Source organism: Methanococcoides burtonii DSM 6242 (assembly GCF_000013725.1).
GTDB lineage: Archaea > Halobacteriota > Methanosarcinia > Methanosarcinales > Methanosarcinaceae > Methanococcoides > Methanococcoides burtonii.
The window spans coordinates 1,881,398-1,900,492 of record NC_007955.1 but is presented as its reverse complement, the minus strand read 5'-3'; the positions used below and the strand labels follow the sequence as shown (position 1 = coordinate 1,900,492).

Annotated in this window: 20 protein-coding genes, 1 tRNA gene and 2 rRNA genes; 8 read left to right on the top strand and 15 right to left on the bottom strand. The window is 41.3% G+C overall.

The window, feature by feature from the left end; all coding sequences use genetic code 11:
- The 3 genes from MBUR_RS09325 to MBUR_RS13540 all read right to left on the bottom strand — a co-directional run bounded on the left by MBUR_RS09325 (window position 1) and on the right by MBUR_RS13540 (window position 2,797).
- The gene (locus tag MBUR_RS09325) at window positions 1–1,323 is read right to left on the bottom strand and encodes an AIR synthase-related protein (protein WP_011499831.1); all 1,323 of its coding nucleotides are present in this window, start codon (window positions 1,321–1,323) and stop codon (window positions 1–3) included.
- A 14-nt stretch (window positions 1,324–1,337) separates the two neighbouring features.
- Window positions 1,338–1,946, bottom strand: coding sequence for an imidazole glycerol phosphate synthase subunit HisH (gene hisH / locus MBUR_RS09320; protein WP_011499830.1), 609 nt, complete (start codon window positions 1,944–1,946; stop codon window positions 1,338–1,340).
- Between the two features lie 169 nt (window positions 1,947–2,115).
- A protein-coding gene (locus MBUR_RS13540; RefSeq protein ID WP_157196701.1) for an IS1 family transposase occupies window positions 2,116–2,797 on the bottom strand; the annotation gives its coding sequence in 2 pieces (ribosomal slippage) (window positions 2,116–2,475 and window positions 2,477–2,797; 681 coding nt in all).
- 367 nt (window positions 2,798–3,164) lie between these two features.
- Here MBUR_RS13540 and MBUR_RS09305 point away from each other — a divergent pair.
- On the top strand, window positions 3,165–3,521 hold the full coding sequence (locus tag MBUR_RS09305; protein WP_011499829.1) for a hypothetical protein: 357 nt from the start codon (window positions 3,165–3,167) through the stop codon (window positions 3,519–3,521).
- Between the two features lie 73 nt (window positions 3,522–3,594).
- On the top strand, window positions 3,595–3,927 hold the full coding sequence (locus tag MBUR_RS09300; protein WP_157196700.1) for a hypothetical protein: 333 nt from the start codon (window positions 3,595–3,597) through the stop codon (window positions 3,925–3,927).
- A 150-nt stretch (window positions 3,928–4,077) separates the two neighbouring features.
- Here MBUR_RS09300 and MBUR_RS09295 read toward each other — a convergent pair whose 3' ends face one another.
- The 3 genes from MBUR_RS09295 to MBUR_RS09285 all read right to left on the bottom strand — a co-directional run bounded on the left by MBUR_RS09295 (window position 4,078) and on the right by MBUR_RS09285 (window position 7,129).
- Window positions 4,078–5,373: a UDP-glucose dehydrogenase family protein gene (locus tag MBUR_RS09295; protein WP_011499827.1), complete on the bottom strand. Its 1,296-nt coding sequence runs from the start codon at window positions 5,371–5,373 to the stop codon at window positions 4,078–4,080.
- A gap of 83 nt (window positions 5,374–5,456) precedes the next feature.
- A complete protein-coding gene (cbiQ, locus tag MBUR_RS09290; protein WP_011499826.1) occupies window positions 5,457–6,269 on the bottom strand; it encodes a cobalt ECF transporter T component CbiQ in 813 nt (270 codons plus the stop codon).
- Between the two features lie 5 nt (window positions 6,270–6,274).
- Entirely contained in the window at window positions 6,275–7,129 is an 855-nt protein-coding gene (locus MBUR_RS09285; protein ID WP_011499825.1) for an energy-coupling factor ABC transporter ATP-binding protein, read from the bottom strand.
- A 286-nt stretch (window positions 7,130–7,415) separates the two neighbouring features.
- Here MBUR_RS09285 and cbiM point away from each other — a divergent pair, with 286 nt between their 5' ends.
- Together cbiM and MBUR_RS09275 are read left to right on the top strand one after the other, a co-directional pair.
- Window positions 7,416–8,072 carry a cobalt transporter CbiM gene (cbiM, locus tag MBUR_RS09280; RefSeq protein WP_011499824.1) on the top strand — a complete coding sequence of 219 codons (657 nt, stop codon included), beginning with the start codon at window positions 7,416–7,418 and terminating at the stop codon, window positions 8,070–8,072.
- Window positions 8,069–8,365, top strand: coding sequence for a PDGLE domain-containing protein (locus MBUR_RS09275; RefSeq protein WP_011499823.1), 297 nt, complete (start codon window positions 8,069–8,071; stop codon window positions 8,363–8,365). Before cbiM ends, MBUR_RS09275 begins: the two co-directional genes overlap by 4 nt.
- Before the next feature lie 45 nt (window positions 8,366–8,410).
- Here the strand turns inward: MBUR_RS09275 and MBUR_RS09270 are convergent, their stop codons facing one another.
- Window positions 8,411–10,267 (bottom strand): PINc/VapC family ATPase, encoded by a 1,857-nt coding sequence (locus MBUR_RS09270; protein WP_011499822.1) that lies wholly within the window; start codon window positions 10,265–10,267, stop codon window positions 8,411–8,413.
- 97 nt (window positions 10,268–10,364) lie between these two features.
- A complete protein-coding gene (gene hisI, locus MBUR_RS09265; RefSeq protein ID WP_011499821.1) occupies window positions 10,365–10,730 on the bottom strand; it encodes a phosphoribosyl-AMP cyclohydrolase in 366 nt (121 codons plus the stop codon).
- A gap of 128 nt (window positions 10,731–10,858) precedes the next feature.
- On the opposite strand from hisI, the gene MBUR_RS09260 reads away from it, so the two are divergent.
- The 4 genes from MBUR_RS09260 (at window position 10,859) to MBUR_RS09245 (ending at window position 13,681) form a co-directional block, all read left to right on the top strand.
- A complete protein-coding gene (locus MBUR_RS09260) occupies window positions 10,859–11,623 on the top strand; it encodes an RAD55 family ATPase (RefSeq protein WP_011499820.1) in 765 nt (254 codons plus the stop codon).
- Between the two features lie 42 nt (window positions 11,624–11,665).
- Window positions 11,666–12,847 (top strand): hypothetical protein, encoded by a 1,182-nt coding sequence (locus tag MBUR_RS09255; protein ID WP_011499819.1) that lies wholly within the window; start codon window positions 11,666–11,668, stop codon window positions 12,845–12,847.
- Window positions 12,848–12,942: 95 nt separating this feature from the next.
- Window positions 12,943–13,266 carry a HesB/IscA family protein gene (locus tag MBUR_RS09250; protein ID WP_011499818.1) on the top strand — a complete coding sequence of 108 codons (324 nt, stop codon included), beginning with the start codon at window positions 12,943–12,945 and terminating at the stop codon, window positions 13,264–13,266.
- A 64-nt stretch (window positions 13,267–13,330) separates the two neighbouring features.
- Window positions 13,331–13,681 (top strand): nascent polypeptide-associated complex protein, encoded by a 351-nt coding sequence (locus MBUR_RS09245; protein WP_011499817.1) that lies wholly within the window; start codon window positions 13,331–13,333, stop codon window positions 13,679–13,681.
- 150 nt (window positions 13,682–13,831) lie between these two features.
- On the opposite strand, the gene MBUR_RS09240 is transcribed toward MBUR_RS09245, so the two are convergent.
- The 7 genes from MBUR_RS09240 to rrf (MBUR_RS09210) all read right to left on the bottom strand — a co-directional run bounded on the left by MBUR_RS09240 (window position 13,832) and on the right by rrf (MBUR_RS09210) (window position 19,070).
- A complete protein-coding gene (locus MBUR_RS09240) occupies window positions 13,832–15,247 on the bottom strand; it encodes a sodium/glutamate symporter (protein WP_011499816.1) in 1,416 nt (471 codons plus the stop codon).
- A gap of 497 nt (window positions 15,248–15,744) precedes the next feature.
- Entirely contained in the window at window positions 15,745–17,172 is a 1,428-nt protein-coding gene (locus tag MBUR_RS09235) for a dihydrolipoyl dehydrogenase (RefSeq protein ID WP_011499815.1), read from the bottom strand.
- Window positions 17,159–17,881, bottom strand: a complete 723-nt coding sequence (locus MBUR_RS09230; RefSeq protein WP_198003734.1) for a UbiA family prenyltransferase — start codon at window positions 17,879–17,881, stop codon at window positions 17,159–17,161. Before MBUR_RS09230 ends, MBUR_RS09235 begins: the two co-directional genes overlap by 14 nt.
- A 259-nt stretch (window positions 17,882–18,140) precedes the next feature.
- Window positions 18,141–18,293: a hypothetical protein gene (locus MBUR_RS14430; protein ID WP_232221892.1), complete on the bottom strand. Its 153-nt coding sequence runs from the start codon at window positions 18,291–18,293 to the stop codon at window positions 18,141–18,143.
- A 149-nt stretch (window positions 18,294–18,442) separates the two neighbouring features.
- Window positions 18,443–18,563, bottom strand: a 5S ribosomal RNA gene (rrf, locus tag MBUR_RS09220).
- Window positions 18,564–18,685: 122 nt separating this feature from the next.
- A tRNA-Cys gene (locus MBUR_RS09215) sits at window positions 18,686–18,757 on the bottom strand.
- Window positions 18,758–18,949: 192 nt separating this feature from the next.
- Window positions 18,950–19,070 (bottom strand): 5S ribosomal RNA (gene rrf, locus MBUR_RS09210).
- Window positions 19,071–19,095 lie beyond the last annotated feature (25 nt).

The window sequence follows — 19,095 nt, the reverse complement described above, 5'->3', positions numbered from 1 at the left end:
TCACTTTCCTCTTATCATTTCCATAACCCTTTTCTTTTTATCAGAAGCTTCTTTTGCAGCTTTGTCGATAGCTTCTTTCATCTCTTCAAAGTCCCTGGGTTCTTCCTCACCGATCATCTTCTTGATGGGAGTGTAAGCGGATTCCCTGAACCGAGGAGTGAAATCACATACCTTGCCATCAATGACTATCTCGGCACCGCTGCCTTCCACGATCTCACCGATGACATCAATATCAACCCCTACGTCCTTTACCACCTGAATGATCTGTTCTGCATATTCCGGTGGAGCGATCACAAGCAAAGCATCCAGGGATACGCCAAGATAGTCGATCTCCAGCTTTTCCAGCATCTCAAGGACCTTCGGATTGACAAGAGGACGCATCTTTGATTCATCAAAGACAAGTTTTACGCCAGCTGTTCTTGATATCTCTTTTGCATCACCACGAATACCGCCATTGGTCACATCGGTCATTGCATGGACGTGTTTGGTAAGACCTGAAGCTATCAGAGCCTCACATGCTTCCAGAAACTTGATGTTTATAGTTTCATCCACCACATCATGCATCCCATAATAGAGCGCTGCTGTGGAAACAGTTCCTCCACCTGCACCTTCGCTCATCAATATGACATCTCCGACCTGTGTCTGCACACGGGCGGTCAGTTCAGTAGACGTGCCTACTGCACCAACACCACCGGTCATGCGTTCGCCGATGTCCATATCGCCGCCGATGCGTAATGTACTTCCAGTAACAAGAGGAATGCCAGTAAGTTCCGATACTGTGGTTATGCCTGCAATGTGGTCGAATATCTTTGCCACATCGCCATCATCGGCAACATGAATATCGGACAAGAGTGCAACCGGACGGGAACCCATGGCATAGACATCACGCAGGGATGCACGGGCTACGTGGAAACCCGCAAGGAAAGGAAAATCGCTCAATCGGGAATGAATACCATCTATAGTGACAATGATGTACCCATCGCCCTTTTCGTTCAGGACAGCTCCGGAATCATCGAGATGGGACGTGTCCACCGCTGCACTGGTCTTGCCTATTACCTCAGCGATCTTTTCGTGTGCATAGAAATCTCCCAGTCCCCGGGAGCCCACACCAAATTCACCCATGGTCACCCCTGAGACAGTTGATGTCAGCACATCCCCTTCGACATTCAAAGTTGCCTTTGCTTCCACAATAGCTGCTTTTGCAAGATTGCGTGCGTGTTTTTCAGATGAGTTCTTAATCTCGAGTATCCTTTCTGTCAACTTGTCTTCAAGCCCGGGATCATTATTTCGCAGTCCTTTTCTTGCATAACCTTCTATATCCATACAATCGCTCCTTATCAGCACATGTCTACAAAGTTTGTGAGCATTTTCAAACCAATATCGCCACTTTTTTCAGGATGGAACTGAGTGCCTATAACATTGCCTGCCGAATTTACTACCGATGCAGCAAAGTCTATGCCGTAATCACATGATGCAAGCATGTGGGATGAATCGGTATCAACATAATAGGAATGTACAAAATATACAAAAGCCCCATCAGACACACCCTCATAGAAGGGATGGTCATGTTCGATCTTTAAAGAGTTCCAGCCCATTTGAGGGACCTTCAACTCAGATCTTGGAAACCTCACAACATTTCCTGGAACAAGGTCAAGTCCTTCTGTAAGACCACCTTCTTCAGACCTGGTCATAAGCATTTGCATTCCCAGACATATACCGAGAAGTGGCTTGCCTGATGCCACATAATCAGTTATGGGATCCAAAAAAGGCACGATGTTCTTCATTGCATCGGAAAATGCACCCACACCTGGAAGAATGATACCATCGGCATTTCCAATGTCTGCAGGGTCCTTTGAGATGAGGACTTCTGCACCTGCATGCTCCAGTCCTTTCTGAACACTGCGAAGATTACCAAGCCCATAATCAATTATCACTATTTTTTTCATGGGGAGTACATACAGTTTTGGTACATCAATGTAACGAATCAATGGATTCTATCAAAAATTATTTGCATTATTATGAAATATAGTGAGCCTTATATTTATTTTTAACTTTCATCCAAAAAGCTAGGTAGTACAATAATAGCTAAGGTAATGTATGAAAAATAGGGCATTGTTAATTAAACATAGCTAATTCTTTATTTCTGTACTTCATCAAAAGAAGAACAGAGTACTTCAGCATTTCAAGACTCTTAGTATAACACTTTGACTTTCTTCTCAATCTTGCCAGAAAGTGCCTAATTATGCTGTTATATCCTTCAACAGTATATGTTTCAGCTTTGGATTGAGTATGAATTTTCTCTGGAAGAAACTCTGCATATGCCCTCCAGTGATCAGTCATCACTTCTCCAATCTCCTTCCCCTTTAACTTTTTCCAGAGCTTTAGTCCTGTTTCCTTCCCCCTGCTACCAAAAGAGCAGTCGATGAACCTTTTTCCATCTCTATCAACAGCAATCCAGATCCAACAATATTTTTTTGTTCCCGATGTAAGTGTGCATTTCATCTAATTCAACGATCGATATTTCATTTTCGCTCTTTATATCCTCTAATTCACGACCAAACTTCTTTATCCATTTTTGGACAGAAACGTGGCTAACTCCTAATAAACGTCCAATTGAGCGAAATCCTAATCCTTCGAGATAGAGCTGTAAAGCCTGCCGTTTAACAGACATGGGGCTAGCAGTTGATTTTAGCTCCACTGAATAGTTATACTCACAATCATGGCATTTGTAGCGTTGACGTCCATCGATTTTACCGTTCTTTTTATGATTGGAGCTCTTGCACCTGGGACAGTTCATGCACAAATATAGGTCCTGATAACATATAAACTCTACTTAAATACCAATACCAAAATTCAGAGAGAAAAGCGGATTAATATGTTTAATAAAAGTTTGGTTAAAGGGCAATGGTATGGTTATGAATTCCTTAGCTTGTTGTATAAACGTTTTTTATTTGCTTCCCGGTCTGCTGCATATCTCGGACTAATTCCAGTGCATTCTGTTTGCATAACACATCCCCCATACTCTTCTCGAACTGTTTCAATATCTATGTGGTTATAGATCTGCCAAGCACGTTGATCCAGACTGTCCCCTCGTAGCCACATGATATACTATTCACTCTGAAAAACAGTGAAAAGATATATACATTGAATTTCATTCACGATTTATGTTAAAAGTATTGAAGGTGTTCTACTCAGATACAACATTCACATTTGCAATATTCATGGGAATGAAAGCATTCTTAACAATTCTGGCATACAGAAGTAAGTATCTTTTACCTAGCGTTTATACTAGTGATATCTCACAAAATTTCAAAGTGCTACAATCTGGAATTACGGAAGGTATGGAAATCGCAATAAATGCTGCGAATCCAGTTCCATTCATTTCAATAAATGTAATCTCTCCAGGAATCACATGGGATTGGATCACAGTATTAATATCATTGTTCTCGTTGTTTGTAGCATATGGATTTTATAAAGTAAGAAAAGTGAACGAATACCCAAATTATGGATATCGATATTGACACATTGAAAGGACTAAATACAATCCTTACAATATCAAATATGTTCGAAATAATCAACAATGAATTAACCCTAATGCTAACCGGCTCGACTATGGCGTTGATCGGAGGAACAGTGTATAAGGTAATTGATACTGTATTCATCTTCAATGGACAGTTCCGAAACAAGTTCGAGGCTCTTGTTATTTTTCTGGGCGCTATGGTCATAACAGGATGGGCCACATTATCAGTACAATCCTTTTGGGCAGAAATTGTAACACAGCTCAATTTCAGCATGTTCGATTTGATAGGTGCAGCTTTAATTATAGGAATGATCGCAGTAAACAATACGGTACCCAATTGGAAATATCTTGATCCAAAATCAGTGATAGTGTATGGAATAGGATGCGCCCTGATATTAGCCCTCTAATCGCATAGAAGAGGATTGATTATACCTCCTTTGCTGTTGATTTAATCAAATTGTGTGGTCTATAGGCAAAATGAAGCCATATACAGCACCACAATCAACCATGAGGACGTAAAAAGAAAAGGATGTGGAAATAGCCCCCACTCATCAATATCACCAGCAAAGGCCTTCGTAAACTATATCCTGTTCCAGATTATCAGGATCGATCATCTTTCTGCCATCAATGACAACCTTGCTCTTCATGCCACTGAACTCACTATCGAGCTTTCTGAACTCGGTCCATTCCGTCATGATAAGGCAGGCATCCGCTCCATTAAGGGCATCTTCAGAACTCTCACAATATGTAATATCCTCAAAGACAGCTTTCATGTGCTCCGATGCCATTGGATCATAAGCGGTCACTAAAGCACCTTTCTCAAGAAGTTTGCGTATAACCGGAATTGAGCGGGATTCACGGATATCATCGGTATCGTTCTTAAAAGCCAGTCCGAGTACAGCAATACGTTTGCCCTTCACGTCCCCCACATTCTCCTCGAGAAGTTCAAACATCTGGATGGGCTGCAGATCATTTACTTCAACTACAGATTCAAGAAGAGCAGGATAATAATCAAGTTCCTTTGCTTTTCCTATCAGAGCACGTACATCTTTAGGGAAACATGAGCCGCCAAAGCCTGCACCGGAATTCAGGAAATGTTCCGATATACGGAAATCCTTACCCACTGCTTTCATGACCTCATAGGTATCAATGCCAAGTCTTTTGCAGATATTGCCCACTTCATTGGAAAATGAGATCTTGGTAGCAAGGAAAGAATTGTTCACATATTTTATCATCTCAGCGGTCCGGGGGTTCGTACTTGTGACCTCACATTCCAGATCACGATAAAGCTCCGAAACAAGAGCAATCGTACGCCCATCGATACCCCCTACAACGATCTTATCAGGGTTCATGAAATCATAGACTGCCTTACCTTCCCTCAAAAACTCAGGATTCATTGCCAAGCCAAAATCCTTCCCGGCAGTCTTACAGGAATGCTCCTCAAGAAGATGCAACACAACATCCTCTGTGGTCCCGGGAACCACTGTGCTCTTGACAACCACGATATGGAAACCGTCTTTTTTTGCCATGGCCATTCCAAGACTTTTGCAAGCATTGCCAACAATAGAAAGATCGATGTTCCCGTGTTCGTTCGAAGGTGTGCCCACACAAATAAAGGATATATCCGAGTTCTGTATTGCATAGTCGTAATCGGAAGTTGCAATAAGATTCTTCTCAGCATGCTTTTGCATCAGTCCTTCAAGTCCTTCTTCCCAAATTGGAGGAATGCCATCATTGATCATCCGCACTTTCATTTCATCAATGTCGATACATATCACTTCGTGACCAAGCTCTGCAAAACATGCAGCTGACACTGAACCAACGTAACCTGAACCAATAATCGATACTTTCACAAAAAACTCTCCTTAAGTAGAAGAAATGTAAACGAATGTATATTAGTATATGGTTTAAAAAAAATAACAGTCACTTTTCGGACTCACAGAAGGAACTGGACCGATAATATCAATCCAATGGTGATGATCCCAAACATTGCATCCTTTGCCTGCACCCTTGTCCTGCGAATGAAAAGGTTGCTATTGTCATTGCTATAGCCCCTGCAAAGCATACTTATGTAAGTCCTTTCACCCTGCTCATATGATTGTACGAACAATGAACTTATTGTATTGCCTACCTGTTCGAGTATCCATTTCCTCGGAACATTCTTGTTCCAGATATCAAAAAGGCGGGATTGTTGTGCCACACGTATCCTTTTGAGAACACTCCAGAACACAAAAAGATATCTCACCATCATGGTCAAAAGCAGGACGAATTCCTTTGGAACACCAAGTCTTCTTGCAGACACTACAAAATCGTTCATTTTCATGGTAGATGAAAGAACAATAATAGAGGTCACACAGACAAGGAACCTTGCCATCAGCGTCATTCCAAAATCAAGCCCTTCATAAGTGATGGTCAATCCTAACGGAAGTGACACAGGATAGACAGTAAACGTTTCAATGAAGGGCTGTCTTATAAAAGGCTGAAATACTGCCAGCCCGAGCCCGAAAGGCAGAACTGCCACTAACCTTACAAGAACATAGAAAAGATTGAGTCGAGCGATAATGATTAAAACAAAAAGATAGGACTCGAGTACAAGAAGTTTGATCATGTTGGAATCATCCAATCGCGGAAGAGCCGCCACATAGAATACGATACTAAGCAGAGCTAGAATCTTAATTCGCCCATCCAGCCTGTGAATTGGACTGTCCTTGTAAGATTCTCTTTCGATCTCTGTCAGGCCAATACCCATGTATCTTACTCCGAAGCGTGCATATCCATCACGCGAACGATCTCGTCTTTTGCATCTACAGGAGTTATCTGTATCTGGACATCGATGCCCTCTTCCTGTAAAAGTTCAAAGACCTCTGCTATTCTTGGCATACGCAAATGAGCTTTCTGAATAAGTGCATGGTCTCTGAAAATTTCCTTAGGACTGCCTGTTGCCTGAATTTTACCATGGTCAATTATGCATATCCGGTCAGCGAATGCCGGAATAATATCGACATCGTGTGTTGAAAGCACAACTGTCATACCAAGTTCAAGGTTCATTTTTTCAATGATATTCATAACCTTGGCTGCGTTTAAAGGATCAAGTCCTGCCGTTGGTTCATCTAATACAACCACTTCAGGCTGCATTGCAAGAACGCCTGCAATTGCAACCAGTTTCTTCTGACCGCCGCTCAAATGATGCGGAGCTCGCTTCTCAAATCCAGACAGATTGACCAGTTCAAGGGATGACCTGATCCTTTCTTCGACCTCTTCTTCAGAAAGTCCCATATTGATAGGACCAAATGCCACATCTTCCTCCACTGTTGGAGAAAATATCTGATCATCGGGATTCTGGAAGACGATCCCAACTGTTTTCCTTGCTTTATATATCGTTTTTTTGGAAATTGTATCCCCTTTGATTAGCACATTGCCTGAAGAGGGAGAAAGTATGCCGTTCAAATGCTTGAAAAGAGTAGATTTCCCTGCGCCATTGGCCCCAAGAATAGCAATTTTCTCACCGGGATATATGCTTAGATCGATCCCGTCAAGTGCCTTTACATCACTATGAGAATATTTGAAAGAAAGGTTATTCAGTTCTATAATAGGGTTTTCAGAAGCCATGATTACCTTCACCTGCTGCTTTTTTTACTAGAGGCAGCAGTCAGATGACAGGAAAAAGAGATATTATTATTAATAAATTATGCCACAAACGTAACATTCCCCCTTACAAATTTGAAAAGAGTTGCTTTGAATGTCGTTTCAAATGTTCGCAAGTAATCAGAAAGGTATCTTTTGTATTACCATTAAATTTATATATGTTACAACTAATTTCGCGAGTGTTACTTTAATACAATTGCGTAACACCTCCGTGTACGTAATTTCCAAGATCCATAAGGAGAAAGATAAAATGCACATACCGGATTCATTTATGCCACTATCACAAGCACTTGTTTACTGGGCAATAGCAATCCCATTCATCTTCATGTCCCTCAGATGGGCAAGAAGGGATATGGATGACATGAAAATACCAATCCTTGCAGCATTGTCTGCAGGGATATTTGCCATTCAGGCACTCAACATCCCAATTGGAATGGGAACCAGCGGCCACATGGTCGGTGCAGCTCTTGTAGCAATAATATTGGGCAGTCCGTTTGCAGGAGTGCTTGTTCTTACACTCGTATTACTAGTACAAGGAATTGTATTTGCAGATGGTGGAATCACCGTAATGGGTGCGAACATACTCAACATGGGAGTTATTTCAGGATTTATTGGCTACTATGGGTTTGTCGCACTCCGGAAAAGGAACATTGACATAAAGATATCGGCATTTATCGGCGCATGGCTTGGTCTGTTCATATCATCTATTGCAACAGCCATAGAGATGAGCATCGCCGGTACATTCCCACTTGTTCCGGGAATAGTTGCAATGGGAACATTTCACTTTGTGATAGGGATAATCGGAGAAGGTCTTATCACTGCCATCGCCATTGGTGCAATTGCAAAAGCACGTCCCGACCTTGTAGATGATAAGGCAGTGGAAAGTTCAAAGGAGGCAACATTGTGAGCAATCCTAACATGAAACTACTGTACATCGTACTTGCTCTCGCTATCCTGATATCAATACTCGCACCATTCCTTGCATCATCCGATCCTGATGGATTGGAAAGTGCAGCTGAAAAGGTGATCGGAGAAGAAAGATTTGCAGAACTGGAAGAAACTGAAGCTACCATTGATTCACCAATGCCGGATTACGCGATCGAAGGTAAGGGCAAGCTTGGAGAGATAGTCGCAATATGCCTGGGCACAATAGGCATTCTGGCAATAAGCTTTGGCCTTGGAAAGATAATCAAAGCCTAATATCAAAGAATGAGGAAAATGAGGGGATAGTCCCCTCATATTTTTTTATTGTATTACTTTGATAATTATCGAGTTCCCATCATCCACTGCATCCATAATATCCCCTGCAAGAGCAGAATTGCTACGGACCTTGACATCTCCATGTCGCCCAACTGTTGCAGTGAAAAGATAGTCATCTCCTGCATATATCTCGACATCCTGCGAAGCTATTTCCGGGACGTTCAGTATAACGTGCTTCTTTGTGTGTTCGATGGTAGGCCTGTAGGACAATTCGGGAGAACGGTCCTTATTGTCTCTATTTAGAGATTTCTCATCAAGTTCACGCACATCGATATGAACTCCGACTATCTTCTCGATCTCATCGATGGTCACACCACTTTTGCCTATCACCTTAGATATCTCACTACCAAGGACCTTTACAACAGCGCTTGTATCTGACAACATCTCAACATCCACCGGACCTTTGGCGTATCGCTGCACAACATCTTCGATCTCACCTTCTGCAAGACCCCATACAGGCTTACGGGCTACCGAACCCGAGTCAGAGACCGGCATAACTACGACCTGTTCACCGAAAGTATATATTTCGAATTCAGGAGCGGATGTCTCAAAATCGGAGACCACTATAACAGGTCTTGCAAGATCGGCCTCAAGCATTCCTGATGGGACCTTTACAGTGAACTCAAGGGTCTGTACCTGAGCAACCTCGCCTTTGTCGATAAAAATAACAGTATCTACGACCTGAGGAATAACACCAAGCTCAACTCTGCCGATAAGCCTTTGCACAGCATCAATAGCACGATTTGCGTGTACAACACCGATCATACCCACGCCTGCAAGTCTCATATCTGCAAATATCTCAAAGTCGCGGGTCTTGCGAACCTCGTCATAGATAGTATAGTCTGGTCTGACAAGCAACAGCACATCAGCCGTTTTTTCCATACTTCCTTCAAGCGGTGCATACTGGGTAATCTCATTTGGAACCTGCAGGTCCCTCGGAGATTCCATTGTCTTGACAACATAGTTGTTCTCATGCAAGAATATGGCCACACCTGCACCAAAAGTGGATTTCCCAGCACCCGGTGGACCTGAAACCAGAATCCCACGTTGTGCCAGAATCCTTTCCTTTAGTTCATCACCAAGATAATAATCATCAAGACTTACCGATGCAACCGGACGAACTGCAGTTATTTCAACGTCATCAGAGAACGGAGGAGTTGATATGGCTATTCGCATATCACGGATCTGAAGGACCGTTGCACCTTTAAGGGACATCTCAGTGAAAGACTCATCATCTGCCCTTGCACGTTCAAGCAGTTCCCTTATTATTTGTTTGAGTTCATGAGAACTGCATGGAGTATCCCTTATTGTCACGAACTCGATATTCTTGATAGAACCGCGTTTTGCCATTGGAGCAATTTTATGCTTTAAATGCACAGACATCGTGTCATCAGTAAAAAAATCTTCAATTAGTAAAGGCATTAATTCATTCTTTCTCGGAGGAAGATATTCCACATCCATACCTTTTGCCACTGCTACATCATACTGTACTTTATCGCCAGTCACAAAAGTAGCATCAAGATCTTCAGCACATGAACGGATGATAGCATCGATAGTACCTGCTTTTGCATACATCCTTTCTTCGGCAGTGGGTATTTTGCCTGTAAAGGACATGTCTAACATACCCTCACGGGCCATCTCTTGAAGCTGTTTTAACTCGTCAAGCCCTTTATTACCAATATCAAGGCCACGGTTTGCCTGAGATTCCAGTTCTGCCACCATGGCTTCTGATATGAACAGTTCTATCCCTTCATACTTACCACTCTCGACCATCTCAGACAGGAAACCATCGATGATCACACTTGTATCAGGAACTATCCTGTTATTTTCTCCTTTTACCATAAATAGAACTAACGATCAAAACTATTTAACACAACTGACACAAACAATGAAATATCAAAAAAAGGAAGGTATAGGACTTAAAAGGGTCATTAAAATATCAGTAAACGTCAGCCGGATCGAACACTTTCTCGCCTACAACATCTCCTTCGATATTGCGGTAGAAGCAAGAACGATATCCAGTATGACATGCTCCACCTTCCTGGGAGATCTTAAGGATAATAGCATCCATATCACAGTCAATGAGTAGCTCATGAACTTTCTGCATGTGCCCGGAACTTTCGCCTTTTTTCCAGAGTTTTTGTCTGCTGCGACTCCAGTAATGAGCAATACCGGTCTCAATTGTCTTTTCCAGAGCTTCCCTGTTCATAAAAGCGAACATGAGTACTTCACCGGTCCTATTGTCCTGAGCTATTGCACCGATCAGGCCATTTCCATCAAATTTGAGAGTATCAAGATCGATCATAGTAATCGATAATTAAAATATACTATAACTATAAAAACTAAGAGGAATCAATATGTTATGATAACAATTATGATGTTCAAACCGTTTTGTCAGGATTATTTCCTAAGGAATATCACATGGTGAGTAAAATGGATTACAGTTTCGATGGCACTGGGGGATACCGCGTCCCAACTGGAGTAGTGAGTTTGGATGTGCAGCTCGGAGGAGGAGTTCCACCGGGAACTACGATACTCCTTCTTGCAGAACCAGGTTCAAGTGCTGAGGTCTTTGCACAACAATTTATTTATGGTGGATTGAAGAACCATGAAGATGTCTACTATTTTTCTGCTGAACACCCAATTCAGGAGATAGTTGAAGATATGAAGAATTTCGGGTGGAATATTGAAAAACAGATCGATGAAGGAAAAGTTGACTTTATTGATGCTTATACTGCGCGGGTTTGTAATATTTTGCCAAAGAACGCTGCCTGCAACCTTTCAGCAAAAGATTATTTGAAACTGAACACTGACACCATGAACCAACTTAAAGCGGCTGCTACAAAAGAAAGAAAGGGGTCATACAGAGGTGTTGTGGATTCAATTTCTTACTTCCTGAGATCATATGAACTTAGCTCTGTCATTGAGGCCATTGAAATAATATCATCCATAGGCAAGCTTACAAACGCAGTCCAGCTTGTTATGATGACTGATGGTATGCATGACCCAATAGTTGAAAATACACTTAAGGGTGTGTGTGATGGAGTGATAGAATTTCGAATGAGAGAGCGTGGAAGTGAGATCGAACGCTCAATATTGATACGCAAGATGAGAGGAATGATACCCCCGGATAAGACCATTTCATATAATATCACTAACAAAGGTATTGAACTGGAGACCACGACCAGAGTTCTCTGATCGTTTTTGGAAAAGATTTTTTTAAATATTTGCTTAAAAGAAATGGTTGATAAAATGAAAGATAACCTTGCAGAACTCCTGACAAATATATTTGCAACTTCTGGACATAGTGTTTCAGAGTCAGACACTGTGGATCTGATCATCGAGAAAAATGGTACTAAGACATATATAAAGTTGGCAATAGAGCCCGATATCTCCGAAATAAGGGCCTTTGCTGATGTTGTAGAGGACAACATTGGTCTCTATGTAAGTTTGGAAAAAATGAATGCTGACATATGGGATTATGCTACACATATAGGACTTATTACATGGGATCGCGATGAACTTGCATTCCAAATAGGAAAAGCAGTGATTGCTGATATAGAAGGAAATACTTCTGATCTGGAACTTGTCGCATATGATGCAGAGTCATCCCAGACTGAAGAGCTTCCAACTCAGACACTTGATGCAAGCTCCTCATATGCAGACACCGAAATGGGGAACTCGAACAATATTGAACCTGATACATCAACAACCAATAAGCCTGGATTCAATATATGGAGAACATCCCCCGAGATGCAAACAGCAGAACCAATCAACGATCTCATTCGACAGGAACCAGCACCTACGTCAACAATTATGCAGGAGTCACAGACCACATCCTGGCAGCAACAGAGCCAACCTTTTACACTTGATCTTCCCACTGCACCAATTAAATTACTAAAGGACAGGGCTGTTGCAATGGCAAGGTCCGAGATAGGAATGCCTAATGATGTAGTTCTAAAATTTGTCCCATACTGGAGATATACATATGCGGTAAAAGCGGAACACCGGTTCAAGAACAAGTTAATCGATATATCAGGACAAGGTCAGGGTTGTCTGAATGCACTGAATGGGAACAAGGAACAGATCGAACTACAGCAGATAAATGAAAATATCACGTTACCAGATGATAATTACGAAATAAAGAATAAGATGTTCGATCAGCAGGAAGCAGAAAGTACCCTTTTGGCCGAGATCATAGAAGAATATACGAAAGATGTACGCTTTAGCAATGTTGTCAGGGAGGCCATGATATCCGAACATAAGATGTTCAAGCCTACAAAGGATGATATTCAACTCAATATAGATCTTGTATATATTCCAATATGGGAAGTCAAAGGATCAAGGAACTCGATGGAGATAAATGCTTACACTCAGGAGATCCTTACCGAACCGGTAGATGATGATGTGGAATTTGTATGATCGTTCGTTGTTTTGCGAACTTTTAAGTATGACAACGTATATATAACGTTCAATGCATTTGTTGATTTTATACATCAAAATGGAGTGATTAAAGAATGATCGAGATAACAGACATTGCTGCAACAGAATTGAAAGCACTGCTTGAGACTGAAGAAAAGAAGGATCACGCACTCAGAATATTTGTTGCTGGCATGGGATGCAGTGGCGTCCAGTATGGAATGGCACTTGATGATGAGATAAAGGAAGATGATATTACAGTAACAAGCAAGGATATCAAGATAGTAATAGGTCCTGACATCAGCGAACAGCTTGAAGAAGCAACTGTAGATTACATTGACACAGATGGTGGCAAAGGTTTCATCATTGACAATCCATCAGTAAATTCCGGATGCGGTAGCTGCGGTGGTAGCTGCCACTAATATTAGAACAAGGCATTTAATGTAGTAAGGTAATCCTAAGCGGTAACAATTAATAGGTGATCATATGATTCCAGGTATGGGCGGTCGGGGCATGAACCCGGCAAAAGTTAAGCAGATGATGAAACAGATGGGCATCAATATCGATCAGATCGAGGGTGTTGAACAGGTCATCATTAGAACCGCAGATAAGGATATTGTGTTCAACGATGCAGATGTTAGTATCATGAACGCACAAGGCGTAGATACTTACCAAGTAGTCGGCACTCCTGAAGAGGTCCTAAGAGAACTTGTCATCCCTGAAGATGATGTTAGACTTGTGGCTGAACAGACCGGTGTGTCCGAAGAAGCTGCTCTTGAATCTCTTAAAAGTGCGAATGGAGATCTGGCTGAGGCCATTCTCGCTCTTTCCTCATGAGCCCTTAATGGGTTCCTAGTTTTTTTATTGTCCTTTGGATAGGACACGGTATATCAATTCTCAGTAGTTCCGATCAACTGCTCTTTATTATAAACTGCAAAGCTTATGCTATCCAATTACAATGATTTTATCAAAAAATCTTTCCCGAATTTATTTTCGGCCAAAGTAAAAGACCCCTAGTCCTGCCCAGAATACCATGATAACCGATGTCATGATAAGTATCGGCATCGGGCCAAAATAGAATATCAGGGGTACAGAGGCAGCTGTAAATATCCCACCACCCACTATCGGTTCAAATAGCAGCTGTTTATAACCAAATCCCTCAAGGGCAGGAGATTTTGAAGCAGGATCGGCTATCCTCATTAACAACAGGCCACTGGCCGTCATCCCCATGGACTGTCCAAAATTACCTATGCTCTTTTCGAACCAGTATGAAGGCATCATTTTTGGTCCAAGGTATAAGAACGCTATCAGGTTCCATACAATTCCAACTGTAGCAAGTATGACGAAAGGCATCAGATTGTTTCCGATAACCGTTAGTGACAGTGTGGCTATTGCACTGGTTATCAGAATGTCAAGAGATAAACCCTGTATCCTCATCATAAGATCTCTGTCCAGAGTATAGTACGGGTCGAACTTATCAAGGAACATCTGTAGTATGATGCCTCCTATCATTGCCAGAGGAAAAAGAGGTAAATGGGCAAGCAGATATATTCCCGTTGCCTGGCCCCAAGTGATCGCCTCTATCCATATCAGTGCCTGAAGGATCAAATACCCGATCCCAATAGCAACTCCCACATAAGCAAAATGAAGTGAAAGCGGCTCGATGGATTCGGGTCTTGTAGTTATCTTCCCCGCAGACTCCCTTGCGTCAAAATCAATGATGCCTTTCTGATAGGTTTCACTAAGGGATAACTGGGATTGGTCTTTCAGCACACTTGTTTTTCCTGACCTTACACCATAGTTCAAAAGCACGATCCCAAGAATAACACCAAAGAGAATACCCACAGTTGCAAGCCCAAGTGCCAGGTCTGTTGCATCTGAAAAGCCAAGTTCCTCAAAAGTAGCGCTCATACCAGCTGCAGTACCATGCCCGCCTTCAAATGATATTTCTAGAAGGGCACCTGCCATTGGGTCCATTCCAAAAAAAGGGGTCAATATCAGGATTGCAGCCAATATGCCGAACACATACTGACCCCATGCTATGGTCTGTCCGTGGGCAATTTGTGGCCCTGCAAGAAGCCATATGTCTTTGATCGCGGGTAGTTTTTTCCCAAGAAAAAGTGTTGCAAATATGATGTTTATGAAAAGCCCAGGCAGAGTGGTCCACGCATCAAGCATCTCTTCTGGAAATATCCCACCTGATAGGAACGTACTGCTATCTCCTATCCATGAGATCAAATAACCCAGGACCTCAGGTCCAAGAAATAAAGCCAGGAATCCACCGATAAGAGAACTGGGAATGAACAGTTTTTGGATGGGGGGTGACATAACCCTTATCCATTTCCCAAGAAGCAGGATGACACCAAGTACGAGAAAGCTCATTCCGATCATTGCAGCCGACATTTAGAGAACCTCCGCTTGCCTTTTCAGGATGTGAATAAAGGCAACGACCCATCTTTGTCGGGAACGAATATACATTTTTGCTTTTTCAGTAGTTCCGATCAACTGCCCTTTTTTACAAACTGCAAAGCTTATGCTATCAAATGTAAAATTTGATTACCAATATGTTGTCACAGTCATATTACATACCGCAACATCCTCTACTAACTCTCTTGAATAATTACCGAATATTTTCAATCAAATATCTGCAGATATTTTGTGGGGAACTCTCATCTTCCTTTTCCTTGCCTTTGATTCAATGTCAACTGTAATGGAAATCTCGGAGAATGTAATATCTTTTTCAATGGACGAATGGGGAAGGAGCATCCATCCTTGATCTGGAATATATCATATTTGCTAACAATATACTTCCAATAGGTGCACTTACACTGGTGCTTTTCTGCAGCTATAGTTTCGGATGGGGATGGATAGGAACATTGTAATAAAAAAGAAAAGGAGGATCAGTATTCAAGCTCAAGAGATTTCAATACTGAGTGATACTCTTCCACAGACATCCTCGAGTATAATGCTCTTTTCACCACTTCACTTAGAGAAGGATGAATATCCATTCCATTGACGACAGGACCTACATTGCTTCCAGGAGTGTTCATCAACGTTATTAATTGATGGATCAGAATTGATGCTTGTGGACCAATTATATGTGCTCCCAGAAGAGTGTTTCCCGAATCCCCCAGAATTACCTTAACAAAGTAACTGTCAAGGCCCATTGCCATACCTTTTCCAGTGTCTTCGAACCTATGGAAACCAATGGAGATGTTGTCCTCACCGTATTGTTCAATGGCTGCAGATTCACCAATGCCCACACCTGCAATTTCAGGATAAGAAAATATAGCATAGGGAACTGCATTGTAGTCGATTTTGATACCTTCGTTCAGGATCGCGTTCTCATATACAAGAGTGGATTCATAGTTGCCAACGTGCTTGAAAAGATATTGACCGTTAGCATCTCCAAATGCCCATACATTAGAACAGGTAGTTTCCAAATGATCGTTGACCTTTATCCAACCCCTTTCATCGGTTTCAATACCTCCTTTTTCAGGGTGGAGAATATCAGTGTTGGGGCTTCTGCCAGTAGCTACTAAAACCTCATCTACAAGAATTTCCATTTCATTTTCTGAATTCCTGTCTTTTGCAACTATCTTCTTTTGTCTACCTGACGGATGGATCTCAGACACTTCGTGGTCAGTGATGATATCGACATATCGTGCCATTTTTTTTCTTGCAAGTTCGCTTATTTCAGGTTCTTCATTGTCCACAATTCTTGGACTACGGCCGATGATAGTTACCTTTGATCCCATTGCAGAAAAGAAATGACCATATTCGGCTGCGATATAGCCCCCACCAATAATCGCAAGACTTTTTGGGAGGGTTGTTAGCTCCAATACAGTGTCACTGGTAAGATAGGAAATATCGTCAAGACCTTTCACAGGAGGGATCATAGGCTTTGATCCTATACTCAAGAAGATCATTTTTGATGTGATCAGTTCTTCCCCGATCTCTAGTACATAAGGTTCAACGAATTTTGCAACGTGTTCATAATAATCTAAATTTGGATCGGATGAAAGACCATGGTGGATCATTTCAATATCTTTATCTATGCTGGAACGCATTCGCTCCATTACAAATTTAAAATCAATTGATTTTATTTCAGCATCGATACCAAAACGGTTTGCTTTACCAATCTCCCTGACAAGTTCCGCAGGATAAAGCAGCATTTTGGAAGGAATGCAGCCTCTTGTTAAACATATACCACCGGGCTTATCTTTATCTATGACAGCAATTTTCATTTCAGGATACTGCTGTATTATCAAACTTACATAGTTCATACCTGAACCACTGCCAATGACGATCAAATCATATTCTTTCATGTTCATACCCCAATTTATGATAAGGTTTTAGATTGCTTTTATTGTTATATTCGATGCTTTCAAAAAATGGAAGCGGGTCAAATAAGAATATTGATATAAAGAAAAATGAAGAGACAAATGCTGCAACCCGTGGTGAATGAAAGGATGCTATTGTTTTAATATTATGTTGCATGTCTCCGATCATATCTGAGATATCTGCCATGATCTCAAAAGCGAACCCTACCAGAAATGCCATTATCATGTAAAAACCTACCAGTTGATCTATTCTGTTATCAACAATGATAGTGCCGAACAATATTGTTGCCATAAAACAATAGGCAATGGTTATATTTTTTAACAGGAGAACTTTCTTCAAGTGACTGCTGTAAACAATTGCCAATAGTATGTTGAAACCTATGAATATAGATGGGAACACACCTAAGAACAATGACGTGAAAAATGCAAGGAAAAAGCAAACTGTAGCAATATTAAGGGCCTTGCTTCTCGAAATAGTACCAATCACTATTGGCCTGTCTTTCCTGTTATTAACAATATCTATTTTGTGGTCAAAATAATCATTTATGGAAAATGAGCCCATAAATAGAAAGATAGAAACTGTGCCTGCTATTAAATAATCAATTTCATTTCCTATAAGTTCAACTGACAGCACACCTGCTATGGAAACACTAAATGTACCAAACAGCGAGTTTCCAAATCTAGTCAGAGCCAAATATGGCCGCAATTGTTCCATAATAGAACTAATTGCATCAACTCCCCAATATTAGGTTCACTTTTTTGGTCACAAGTGACATCAGTTCATCAAGAGTCCTACAATTATTAATTTCATCAGATGAAATGAAATGGTCGAGTTTGTTGTGATCTTCGAGATAAGCACAGGGAAATGAAAATCCTTTTTCACTGTACTTTTCATGGAATTCATCCTTATGCAAGAACTTTACAGGAATTCCAAGATTTGATACAAACGAGCTCTATTCATTTTTAATTCCTGTGTTACCATAAGTTATGGCACAAAGATTGCATTCATAAGTAGATGGAGATACGATCTTGTGAACATAGTCTTTCATTTCATTTATGAGACCACTGTCTGCATTATACACAAAGATAAGAGTATTTTTACTCATTCCTACACCCCAAAAGAATTCAGATAAAGGTTAACTTCAATGTGATATAACATTAATTGAACAAAAAATTATACAAAATATCCCATTTATCAAAAAAGCTACAGCTATTGAGTTTAAATCCGATAAGAAAAGCAACTTAATAAGAGTGAGCATAGCAGCGATGCAGATTTCCCGAAGACTCTCGTACTTCAGTACAGTAAACAACGTGGGCAGACTTATCTTCTGTGTTCGGATGGGAACAGGAGTTGCCCTGCCACTATGCCCGCCATACTCTTATGTTAATGAATAAAGCCAAGGTCCAAATCCAGATTAGCGCTTCTGGAGCGCGCGACCTTTGAGCTTTGCTCAAGAGGTCAGGATTTTAAGTCAGACCCTCTTATTTTAATGAATAAAGCCAAGGTCCGGATTCGAACCGGAATGGTATCGCTCTGCAGGCGATTGCGTAGCCGCTCCGCCACCTTGGCAATTGGGATGTATTTCCTAGTAGGTAAAACATGCATATAAACTTTTACCTTGTGACAAATATAGGTACTGCGAAGTGATTATGATAGACACGATGTCTGTTAGAATGAGATCAATTACCATTGTAAATGTTGTCAGACAGAGTTACAACTATTGAGTTAAAGATCAGTCAAGAAAAAAGTTGAATAGAGTGAGCATAGCAGCGATGCAGATTTCCCGAAGACTCTCGTACTTCAGTACAGTAAACAACGTAGGTAGACTTATCTTCTGTGTTCGGATGGGAACAGGAGTTGCCCTACCACTATGGCCGCCATACTCATTCAAATTAATGGAATGGAAT

Excerpts from the sequence above, each read along its gene's own strand:
- MBUR_RS09325 (WP_011499831.1), bottom strand. The coding sequence starts at position 1,323 with ATGGATATAGAAGGTTATGCAAGAAAAGGACTGCGAAATAATGATCCC.
- hisH (WP_011499830.1), bottom strand. The coding sequence starts at position 1,946 with ATGAAAAAAATAGTGATAATTGATTATGGGCTTGGTAATCTTCGCAGT.
- MBUR_RS09305 (WP_011499829.1), top strand. The coding sequence starts at position 3,165 with ATGTTAAAAGTATTGAAGGTGTTCTACTCAGATACAACATTCACATTT.
- MBUR_RS09300 (WP_157196700.1), top strand. The coding sequence starts at position 3,595 with ATGCTAACCGGCTCGACTATGGCGTTGATCGGAGGAACAGTGTATAAG.
- cbiQ (WP_011499826.1), bottom strand. The coding sequence starts at position 6,269 with ATGGGTATTGGCCTGACAGAGATCGAAAGAGAATCTTACAAGGACAGT.
- MBUR_RS09285 (WP_011499825.1), bottom strand. The coding sequence starts at position 7,129 with ATGGCTTCTGAAAACCCTATTATAGAACTGAATAACCTTTCTTTCAAA.
- cbiM (WP_011499824.1), top strand. The coding sequence starts at position 7,416 with ATGCACATACCGGATTCATTTATGCCACTATCACAAGCACTTGTTTAC.
- MBUR_RS09270 (WP_011499822.1), bottom strand. The coding sequence starts at position 10,267 with ATGGTAAAAGGAGAAAATAACAGGATAGTTCCTGATACAAGTGTGATC.
- hisI (WP_011499821.1), bottom strand. The coding sequence starts at position 10,730 with ATGATCGATCTTGATACTCTCAAATTTGATGGAAATGGCCTGATCGGT.
- MBUR_RS09260 (WP_011499820.1), top strand. The coding sequence starts at position 10,859 with ATGGATTACAGTTTCGATGGCACTGGGGGATACCGCGTCCCAACTGGA.
- MBUR_RS09255 (WP_011499819.1), top strand. The coding sequence starts at position 11,666 with ATGGTTGATAAAATGAAAGATAACCTTGCAGAACTCCTGACAAATATA.
- MBUR_RS09250 (WP_011499818.1), top strand. The coding sequence starts at position 12,943 with ATGATCGAGATAACAGACATTGCTGCAACAGAATTGAAAGCACTGCTT.
- MBUR_RS09245 (WP_011499817.1), top strand. The coding sequence starts at position 13,331 with ATGATTCCAGGTATGGGCGGTCGGGGCATGAACCCGGCAAAAGTTAAG.
- MBUR_RS09240 (WP_011499816.1), bottom strand. The coding sequence starts at position 15,247 with ATGTCGGCTGCAATGATCGGAATGAGCTTTCTCGTACTTGGTGTCATC.
- MBUR_RS09235 (WP_011499815.1), bottom strand. The coding sequence starts at position 17,172 with ATGAAAGAATATGATTTGATCGTCATTGGCAGTGGTTCAGGTATGAAC.
- MBUR_RS14430 (WP_232221892.1), bottom strand. The coding sequence starts at position 18,293 with ATGAGTAAAAATACTCTTATCTTTGTGTATAATGCAGACAGTGGTCTC.